The sequence below is a fragment of the Sphaerospermopsis kisseleviana CS-549 genome, assembly GCF_028329225.1.
Taxonomy (GTDB): domain Bacteria; phylum Cyanobacteriota; class Cyanobacteriia; order Cyanobacteriales; family Nostocaceae; genus Sphaerospermopsis; species Sphaerospermopsis kisseleviana.
Map to the genome: position 1 here is coordinate 1 of NZ_JAQMTI010000295.1, position 8,571 is coordinate 8,571.

General features: G+C 37.0%; 9 protein-coding genes and 1 pseudogene. 7 read left to right on the plus strand and 3 right to left on the minus strand.

The genetic code is table 11. The features are described from left to right. Positions 1-289 precede the first annotated feature (289 nt). The 4 genes from PN497_RS23150 (at position 290) to PN497_RS23165 (ending at position 5,159) form a co-directional block, all read left to right on the plus strand. Positions 290-946, plus strand: coding sequence for a vWA domain-containing protein (locus tag PN497_RS23150; protein ID WP_096567300.1), 657 nt, complete (start codon positions 290-292; stop codon positions 944-946). 106 nt (positions 947-1,052) lie between these two features. Continuing rightward, on the plus strand, positions 1,053-1,844 hold the full coding sequence (locus PN497_RS23155; RefSeq protein WP_096567302.1) for a PP2C family serine/threonine-protein phosphatase: 792 nt from the start codon (positions 1,053-1,055) through the stop codon (positions 1,842-1,844). 182 nt (positions 1,845-2,026) lie between these two features. Further along, the gene (locus PN497_RS23160) at positions 2,027-4,873 is read left to right on the plus strand and encodes a WD40 domain-containing protein (protein WP_272110915.1); all 2,847 of its coding nucleotides are present in this window, start codon (positions 2,027-2,029) and stop codon (positions 4,871-4,873) included. Positions 4,874-4,982: 109 nt separating this feature from the next. Continuing rightward, entirely contained in the window at positions 4,983-5,159 is a 177-nt protein-coding gene (locus PN497_RS23165) for a barstar family protein (RefSeq protein WP_096567306.1), read from the plus strand. Between the two features lie 369 nt (positions 5,160-5,528). Here the strand turns inward: PN497_RS23165 and PN497_RS23170 are convergent, their stop codons facing one another. Together PN497_RS23170 and PN497_RS23175 are read right to left on the minus strand one after the other, a co-directional pair. After that, positions 5,529-5,951 carry a type II toxin-antitoxin system VapC family toxin gene (locus PN497_RS23170; RefSeq protein WP_096567310.1) on the minus strand — a complete coding sequence of 141 codons (423 nt, stop codon included), beginning with the start codon at positions 5,949-5,951 and terminating at the stop codon, positions 5,529-5,531. Further along, positions 5,948-6,322, minus strand: a complete 375-nt coding sequence (locus tag PN497_RS23175; RefSeq protein WP_096567312.1) for a type II toxin-antitoxin system HicB family antitoxin — start codon at positions 6,320-6,322, stop codon at positions 5,948-5,950. The genes PN497_RS23170 and PN497_RS23175 overlap by 4 nt, the downstream gene beginning before the upstream one ends. 199 nt (positions 6,323-6,521) lie before the next feature. On the opposite strand from PN497_RS23175, the gene PN497_RS23180 reads away from it, so the two are divergent. From PN497_RS23180 to PN497_RS23190, 3 genes are all read left to right on the plus strand, one after another. Next, the gene (locus PN497_RS23180; protein WP_096567314.1) at positions 6,522-6,827 is read left to right on the plus strand and encodes a barstar family protein; all 306 of its coding nucleotides are present in this window, start codon (positions 6,522-6,524) and stop codon (positions 6,825-6,827) included. A 773-nt stretch (positions 6,828-7,600) separates the two neighbouring features. Then, complete coding sequence (locus PN497_RS23185; RefSeq protein WP_096567318.1) at positions 7,601-7,876, plus strand: hypothetical protein; 276 nt, start codon at positions 7,601-7,603, stop codon at positions 7,874-7,876. A gap of 10 nt (positions 7,877-7,886) precedes the next feature. Next, entirely contained in the window at positions 7,887-8,321 is a 435-nt protein-coding gene (locus PN497_RS23190) for an Imm30 family immunity protein (RefSeq protein WP_096567320.1), read from the plus strand. 26 nt (positions 8,322-8,347) lie between these two features. Here PN497_RS23190 and PN497_RS23195 read toward each other — a convergent pair. Continuing rightward, a pseudogene (locus tag PN497_RS23195) lies at positions 8,348-8,571 on the minus strand (hypothetical protein); the annotation flags it as partial.

The window sequence follows — 8,571 nt, forward strand, 5'->3', positions numbered from 1 at the left end:
CTTTTTCATCAATGTTCCCTGTGACTTCTATTGCTTTCATTTGTTGATCCGGATGGTTATTTATATTTAGTTTAACGATTACTGGCAATTTTGAGTTTCATCACTGACTCTTTTATGAAAAACATTATATGAATGTACTCGGTTTTGGTTGCTACTTGATTTCAGTTTAGGCAAGGTATTGATTCCGTAAAAATACCCGTGTTAGATTAGGTGTTAACGAGTATAATCTAAAATATAATATTCAGCATCTAGTTGTGATTAACCAGTTGATTAACCAGGAGTATCAATAATGCCAGTAGGAATGCCCGAATTTGTGGAAAACCCTGAAAATCGTTGTCCGGTAATTCTTTTGTTGGATACTTCTGGTTCAATGTCAGGGCAACCTATCCAGGAGTTAAATAGAGGTTTGGCGGCTTTCAAAGAAGATGTAATGAAAGATGCTCAAGCTTCTTTAAGTGTAGAAGTTGCTATTGTCACCTTTGGACCGGTGAAACTGACGCAAGATTTTGTCACTATAGACCATTTTACACTGCCAAAGCTAGAAGCAGATGGTGTAACGCCCATGGGTGAGGCGATAGAATACGCTTTAGATTTATTAGAAACCCGCAAACAGTCGTATAAAGATAACGGTGTCCATTATTATCGTCCTTGGGTATTTTTAATTACCGATGGTGCGCCTACAGATTATTGGCAAAATGCAGCGCAAAGGGTGAGAGAAGAAGACGCACAGCGCCGAATGTTGTTTTTTACCGTTGGTGTTCAGGGTGCAGATATGAATAAACTCCGACAAATTGCCCCTCCAGAACGTCCTCCAGTAACTCTGAATGGTTTAGATTTTCGCTCTTTATTTGTTTGGCTTTCCACTTCCATGAAACGGGTTTCTAGTGGCAAAATAGGTGAAGCTGTGGCATTACCGCCGGTGGGATGGGGGCAAATTACAACATAATTTGTATCAACCAGATCCCCGACTTCTAATATTAAGTTAATAATTTATTGACATTATCAAAGAAGAAGTCGGGGATCTTAAATTAGATTTTGAGGATTTATTTATTGTGAGTTGGAAAGCTATAGCGCGTTCTGCAACGGGAACGAGTCATCAAGAGCAAAAAATACCTTGTCAAGACTGCGGAAATTATCGCATTTTTAAAGATGTGATTGTGGGCGCGGTTGCTGATGGTGCTGGGAGTGCTAAATATTCTCATATTGGTTCTGAAATAGCGGTAGAAACTGCGCTCAAATATCTTTCTAGAATTAGTGAGTATCTTCAGAAGCGAAAACGATTTTGGGAAAATTTTTCTCGACCACTTTCAGAACAAGAAGCGAAAAAACTTTTTACTAAAACCGTTAAAAATGTAATTACAGAGTTAACAAAACAAGCAGCTAGTAAGGATTATTCTGTTCATGATTTAGCTTGTACATTGTTGGTTTTTGTAGCGACTCCTGAATGGGTTGCAGCTATGCAAATTGGGGATGGATTTATGGTAGTGCGTTCCCAAGATCCAGAATATAAATTATTGTTTGAACCAGATAAGGGAGAATTTTTCAACGAAACAACTTTTGTGACTTCAGTTAATGCGCTGGAGGAAATGCAGGTAAAGGTAATTTCAGGAAAACAAGAGTTTATTTGTGCTTCTACTGATGGATTAGAAAAAGTAGCAATTCGTTTGAGTGACTGGCAACCTTTTTCCCCATTTTTTAAACCTTTGGAGGAATATTTGCGAGAAACAGATAAACCAGAAGAGGATGATCAATATGTGATTGATTTTCTCAATTTTGAGCGTTTAAATTCTCGCACTGATGATGATAAAACTTTGCTTTTGTGTCTCTTTGAAGAAGAGATTTAGAAATTGTAGGTTGGGTTGTTCGCGTTAGCGTTGCGAAGCAATAGAATGAAACCCAACATTTTCAATATTTATGAGATTTTGTTGGGTTATGCCTTCGGCACGCTCCGCGAACGCAAAGCCTCAACCCAACCTACGATTTTAGGATTTTAGACATATATTTCAACCCATTTCATTAAAATTATATGACAGTTCTTATCTGTGCCAGTACGGGAAAATCAATTACTCTGTTGGGTGAAGAGATTGCTAATAGTGGTGAAGCGAAAGTTTGGCGAACTAATCAAAATGGTTATTTAGCGAAAATATACCATTCTCCCACACCGGAACGGGTGCAAAAATTAGCGGTAATGATAGACCACCCACCCACAGAACCAAATTCCCATCTTCATCATGTTTCCTTTGCTTGGCCTAAGTCAGTTTTGAAAAATGCTCAGGGTGATTGTGTGGGGTTTTTAATGCCAGAAATTAAGAATGGAAAAGAACTTATTGATGTTTATAATCCCCGTCGTCGTCAAACTTTGAAACTAGAGATTGATTGGCGGTTTCTGCACACAACGGCGCTAAATATTGTTTCCATTATTGAAGCCCTGCACGCTGCTGGTTATGTGTTGGGAGATATTAAACCACAAAATATTTTAGTGAATAATCAGGCTTTACCTTCTATTATTGATACTGATTCTTTTCAGGTGATAAATCCGAAAAATGGTAAGGTTTATCGTTGTTTAGTTGGTTCGGAAGGATATACACCACCGGAATTAATGGGAAAAGATTTTGATATTATTGAGCAAACGGAAATACATGATAGATTTCGGTTAGGGGTAATTATCTATCAATTATTATTTGGTGGTAATAATCATTTTCAGGGAAAATGGACAGGTGCGGGGGAACCTCCAGAACCTGATGAAATTATTCGTCGGGGTTTATGGCTGTATTCACCAAATAGTTTGATTGAACCTGTAGCGAGAACAATTCCCATGATAATTGTTCATCCAGCAATTCGGGAATGTTTTCTCAAATGCTTTAATGATGGTCATAAAAATCCCAATTTACGCCCCACAGCTAGGGAGTGGTTGGAGGCTTTAAGAACAGGGAATGATAATTTAACTATTTGTGGCAGGGTAGATAGTCATTTTTATAGTAGAACTTATGGTAGTTGTTATTGGTGCGATCGCTCTACAAATCTTGGTATTGATATTTTTCCTGGTGTTGTTAAAGCAAACTCATCTGTTGTTGTGGAATCAACATCACAACCACAAGTTAATAGTAATCAATTAATAGGAAACCTACTGCAAACCCTAACAGGTCATTCTTACTCGGTTTCTTCAGTAGCATACAGCCCGGATGGTCAAACCCTGGCTAGTGGGAGTGGGGACAACACTATCAAACTGTGGAATGTAAACACGGGAAACCCACTGCAAACTCTCACTGGTCATTCTGACTCGGTTCGCTCCCTAGCATACAGCCCCGATGGTCAAACTCTGGCTAGTGGGAGTAGGGATAAGACTATCAAACTGTGGAATGTAAAAACGGGACAGATACTGCAAACCCTCACTGGTCATTCTAAATGGGTTACTTCAGTAGCATACAGCCCCGATGGTCAAACTCTGGCTAGTGGGAGTAGGGATAAGACTATCAAACTGTGGAATGCCCGCACAAGAAAGCTACTGCAAACCCTCACAGGTCATTCTGACTCGGTTAGGTCCCTAGCATACAGCCCCGATGGTCAAACCTTGGCTAGTGGGAGTGGGGACAAGACTATCAAACTGTGGAATGCCCGCACAAGAAAGCTACTGCAAACCCTCACAGGTCATTCTGACTCGGTTTGGTCAGTAGCATACAGCCCCGATGGTCAAACCTTGGCTAGTGGGAGTGATGATAAGACTATCAAACTGTGGAATGTAAAAACGGGAAAGCTACTGCAAACCCTCACAGGTCATTCTGACTGGGTTAGGTCTCTAGCATACAGCCCCGATGGTCAAACCCTGGCTAGTGGGAGTAAGGACAAGACTATCAAACTGTGGAATCCGCGCACAGGAAGGCTACTCCAAACCCTCACTGGTCATTCTAGCTCGGTTTTGTCCCTAGCATACAGCCCGGATGGTCAAACTCTAGCTAGTGGAAGTAATGACAACACTATCAAGATTTGGCAGGTTGCAGCATTTATTAGTAAAACACCAGTCCAGCAAAATCAATCTCAGGTTTTGCAACCGCAAGTTTCTAAACCTCAGAGTCAACCTGGCACAATTCCAGCGCCTCAAACGACGATTCCTGTCAAAAATAAAAAACCGGGAAGACTATTAATAGTTGCGATAGTAGGATTTATAGGAACTCAATTCTATGGCTATATGCGTTATGGAGTGTTTCCAGTCAATCCCATATCTATAATTGCAAATTTACCTATTGGTTTCTTTTTAGAGACAACTCTAAGAGGTCATTCTCTCCGGGTTGATTCAGTAGCATACAGCCCCGACGGTCAAACTCTGGCTAGTGGGAGTTATGACAAGACTATTAAACTGTGGGATGTAAAAACAGGAAACCTCCTACAAACCCTCACAGGTCATTCTCTCCGGGTTGATTCAGTAGCATACAGCCCCGATGGTCAAACTCTAGTTAGTGGGAGTGATGACAAGACTATCAAACTGTGGAATGTAAGAACGGGAACCCTACTACAAACCATCACTGATTCTAACCGGGTTAGGTCAGTAGCATACAGTCCCGATGGTCAAACTCTGGCTAGTGGGAGTGGGGACAAGACTATCAAACTGTGGAATGTAAAAACGGGAAGGCTACTGCAAACCCTCACTGGTCATTATGACTCGGTTAATTCAGTAGCATACAGCCCCGATGGTCAAACCCTGGCTAGTGGGAGTTTTGACGAGACTATCAAACTGTGGGATGTGAAAACAGGAAACCTACTGCAAACCCTCACTGGTCATTCTAACCCGGTTGTGTCTGTAGCATACAGTCCCGATGGTCAAACTCTGGCTAGTGGAAGTAAGGACGGGACTATCAAGATTTGGCGGTTAAAGTAGTCATTAATAGGATTTTATTAGCCAGCGTCTATTTTATCATCCTGTACTTCGACTTACTTCGACTTCGCTCAGTAACCGTACAGTAACCGTGCATCCTCATCATAAATCTATGAATCAAAAAGTTTTCCATCTTAACGGTAAAAAAATCAATAACAAACAAACATTTTTAAAAAAAGTTGCTGAAGCAATAGAATTTCCTGCATACTTCGGCAATAACTGGGATGCTTTTGATGAATGTATCACCGATTTAACATGGTGTCCGGCTCAAAGATATGTGATATCATAAGATCATGCTGATATCTTTGCTCAAACTGAACCGACACAGTACCAAATAGCATTGGATATTTTAAATTCAGCCAAAGAATATTGGGAAGCTAATAATATTTCTTTCAAGTTTTTAACTATCAAAAAATAGCTTGTCTGAATCAGTATAACCAGGATTTGAGGATGTACAGGATTGTTATTTGTAGATTGTCTGTGAATATTTAATGATGATAAATTCTGATTCAGATAAAAAATATATTTCCTATCATTCAAAGAAAACCATAAATGATCAAAAACATCCTGAAAATCCTTTAATCCTGGACATCCTGATTCAGACAAAAAAAACCATCCTGAAAATCCTTTAATCCTGGAAATCCTGATTCAGAAATTATCAACTAATACTCCAATCTTCTAAACGCAAATTTGGCACTTTTTCAAAATCCTTCCAATTACGAGTAACTAAAATCCCATTCACTGATAAAGTAATTGCAGCAATGCGTAAATCTTGAGTACCAACACGGATTTTTTGTTTAATTAATTCACTGTAAATATTACCTGCATTTTCGCTAAATTCTAGGACATTGATAGTTTTGAAAAACTCTAAATTAGCCTGAAAATTTGCATAAGCTAATATTAATTTATCCGATGACGAGGTATTTCTAATTACATTGAATCTACCACGCAATTGTTCCTCCGCAGTAATAATGGTTATGGCAATTTCTTCAAAATTGACACTATTAACACGCTGGACAATAAATGAATTTCTGCGTTGAAATAGAGAAACGTGATCTGTATCTAGTATCCATAAGCTCATTTACTCTTCTCCTTGGTTTCAATTTGTTGATAATATTCCTCCATCTCTGTATCTAATTCACGACGATATTCTGCTATATATTCTTGCACTTCATCAAAATGTGGATCATCCTCAAACATTCCTGCAAATTTCATCCAAGGATGTTCTGTTTTCGGTGCTTCAATTTCTAAAGTCACTATTTCTGGTTTTCGTGCTTGAAAAAGTTGAATCAGATTATTTAATGCTTCTTCTTTATTTGCACCAAAACCTTGACATTCTGGTAAACTTAACAGTGTAGCTTTAACCGTACCATCTGCTTGATTTTCAATCAACACATCATAAGTTAACTTGGGTGCAATTGTGGAAAGAGCATTTTTAACAGCTAAAATCATGATATTTTTACTCTTCTAATTCTGAATTGATTATAACACAATACTTGAAAATAGTTAAAATTATCGTCTAGATGATGTTAAGATTTATAGGACTTTATTAGCGATCGCCCATTTTATATTTTATCATCCTGTTAATCCTTTAATCGGTAGACATCCTGATTCTGACAATTTTACTAACCTATTTCCTCACCATAAATCTATGAATCAAAAAGTTTTCTATCTTAACGGTAAAAAAATTAATAGCAAACAAACATTTTTAAAAAAAGTTGCTGAAGCAATAGAATTTCCTGCATACTTCGGCAATAACTGGGATGCTTTTGATGAATGTATCACCGATTTAACATGGTGTCCGGCTCAAAGATATGTCATATTATATGATCATGCTGATATCTTTGCTCAATCTGAACCGACGCAATACCAAATAGCATTAGATATTTTCAATTCAGCGCAGGAATACTGGGAAGATAATAATATTTCTTTCAGGTTTTTAACTATCAAAAAATAGGTAAATTCAATTTTGCAATATTTATATATTGTTTATTGTGATTGTCTGAATCAGGATAACCAGGATTTGAGGATGTACAGGATTGCAGTTTATAGATTTTCTGTGAATAATAAAGATATATTCTCTTGTCTGAATCAGGATAACCAGGATTTGAGGATGTACAGGATTGCAGTTGATAGATTTTCTGTGAATAATAAAGATATATTCTCTTGTCTGAATCAGGATAACCAGGATTTTAGGATCTACAGGATTGCAGTTGATAGATTTTCTGTGAATAATAAAGATATATTCTCTTGTCTGAATCAGGATAACCAGGATTTGAGGATGTACAAGATTGCAGTTTATAGATTTTCTGTAAATATTTAATGATAATAAATTTTGATTGAGATAAAAAATATATTCCCATATCATTCAAAGAAAACCATAAATGATCAAAAACATCCTGAAAATCCTTTAATCCTGGACATCCTGATTCAGACAAAAAAAACCATCCTGAAAATCCTTTAATCCTGGACATCCTGATTCAGACAAATATCATCCTGAAAATTCTTAAATCCTGAAAATCCTGATTCAGCAAACCCTAATTATTCCTTTTCTTCCTTTATAATCAAAATATTAAACAGTATAAATAACTAAACAGGAGTAAATAAATTATTAATCATCAACCTCAACTACTTCCAGGAGAAGGAACTGTAGGTACTTATGGAGACTTACTAAAAAAGGGACGTAGAGGTGATAACCTCACACCTCATCATATACCTGCGGATGCTTTTATGAAAGCGAAAGTTCCAGGTTATACAACAGACCAAGGATATGCCATAATGATGGAACATTTATCACCAGGAAAAGGAGGCCGTCATCGGCAAACAATTTCTTATGGTAAACGTCCTAATTTAAACTTATCACCCAGAGTAACCTTAGCACAAGAAATTTGGGATGTACGTTCTATTTATCTTTCTCAAGGTTTGTATAATAGAAGAATCAGGGAAAGTTTGCAAACATTAATCAAACTCAATAAAGTAACTTGGCAATCTATTTTTGTTAAATGAGGTAAAAACCATGAATCAAAACAATTTACTAGAAATCTTGAAAGATAACCGATTGATGCAAACAGAAGCACAAGTTACAAATTTTGAAAATGCTTTAACCGCAATAGCTGAAAATCCTGATGAAAATGATTTATCTGCCTATCATCTAATTTTAGATGATCAATGTCAACAGCCAGAAGTGATGTTTAGCTTAATTCATTTTCTGGAATCTTTTGATATGGAAAAACAAATTACAGCATTTATTGAAGTTGTTCCACAATTAATGATAACTGCACCGGAATGGACCAGAATAATTCACAACCGGATTTTAAATGATGAATCAGCTTGTCAAGTCTATCAAAATCTATTACATTCAGCTAATTTAAAAACTCCGCATTTCCTCTATCATCTTTTAGAAGAAAGTATTATAAATAAATTGCAGGTGAAAGAAAGTGTATTAATGTGATTTTCTGAATCAGGATAACCAGGATTTTAATTGATAGATTGTCTGTGAATAATAAAGATATATTCTTTTGTCAGAATCAGGATAACCAGGATTTTAGGATGTACAGGATAGTCTAATTCTGAAGCGTCTATTAATTCAAATAATGTATCAATATTATAGTCTGTTTCCTGGGGATGTACGTACATATCGGCAAAACATTCATCCCTTTGGTTTTCCATTGCCCATCTTTCTTTTTCTCTCTTGACAAGAC